Consider the following 1134-nt stretch of genomic DNA (forward strand, 5'->3'; position numbering starts at 1 on the left):
GCCCACACGCTCGCGTCCCGGTTCGACGAGCAGGACGCCATGCTGTTCTTCGACGACGTGCTGGTTCCGTGGGACCGGGTGTTCCTGCTGCGCGACGGCAACCTCGCCCGGGTCGGACTCGGGCGGATCAACGCCTGGAGCGCGGCCGCCGGCCACATCCGCTACCAGGAACGGCTGCGGACCCTGCTCGCCGTCGGCACGCTGCTCGCTGACGCGATCGGAGCCTCGGGGCTGCGTCACGTCCAGGAGGACCTCGGGGAGTTGGCGAGCTACGTTGACCTCGTCGGGTACTTCCTCGACGCGGGGGAGGCCCGGGTCGAGACGACGGACGGCGGCCTGCTCGCGCCGGGTAACACCGACGCGAGCCGCGTGTGGTCGGCGCAGGTCGCCGGCCGGGCAGTGGAGATCGTGCGGCGGATCGGCTCGTCGGGTGTCCTCATGCAGCCCAGCGAGCGTGACCTCGCCGCCGCTGACCTGCGGCCCTACCTCGACCGGTACATGCGGGGCGCGAACCTCCCGGTCGAGGAGAAGTCGCGGCTGTTCCGGCTGGCCTGGGAGCTCACGGCGGACAGCTTCGGGCAGCGTCAGGATCTCTACGAGTTCGTCCACCGCGGGGACATCACCCGCAACCGGATCAACCTGCTCCGCCGGGACGACCTGGGACCTGTCACCGACCAGATCCGGGAGCTGATCACCCGTCCGCTCTGAGGCCTGACGACCGGGGCTGTCGGGCCGGACGGAGGGGCCCGGGGACGGCGTGCGCGGAGGGTGTTAGCGATACCACTGCCTACCTGGTTGAGCTATCCGAAGGTGCCTACGGTCGGGTCAGCCCCCTGCACGCGGGACGGCGGGGTGATACCGCCGTCCCGTGTTCGCTCCTCGTGGTAAGGACCCGGAGTCATGACGATCGGAGCCGCCCCGCCCCCTCCCGTCCGCGCCGAGGTCTCCGGGTACTCCGGGTACTCCGGGGGTCCGCCGCGGGTCAGGGTTCCGGCCTGTCCCGGGGTTCCCGTTCGCGCCGAGGCGTCCGCGCAGCCCGAGTGTCCCGCGTACGCCAAGGATCTCACGCCCACAGAGATCGACGGCGGTGTGTCGGTGTTCCTGCTGCACGCCCATCCGGTGACCGGGGTTGGG

2 protein-coding genes are annotated in these 1134 nt (G+C 71.3%); both read left to right on the plus strand.

Annotated features, from left to right (window positions below; all coding sequences use genetic code 11):
* Positions 1–708 (plus strand): 4-hydroxyphenylacetate 3-hydroxylase C-terminal domain-containing protein (locus ACY45C_RS11660; RefSeq protein WP_462187633.1); only part of this gene is annotated, 708 nt, incomplete at its 5' end.
* A gap of 192 nt (positions 709–900) precedes the next feature.
* Positions 901–1134: hypothetical protein (locus tag ACY45C_RS11665; protein ID WP_462187634.1), on the plus strand; the 234-nt coding region annotated here is incomplete at its 3' end.

It is taken from the genome of Frankia sp. CcWB2 (assembly GCF_977927585.1).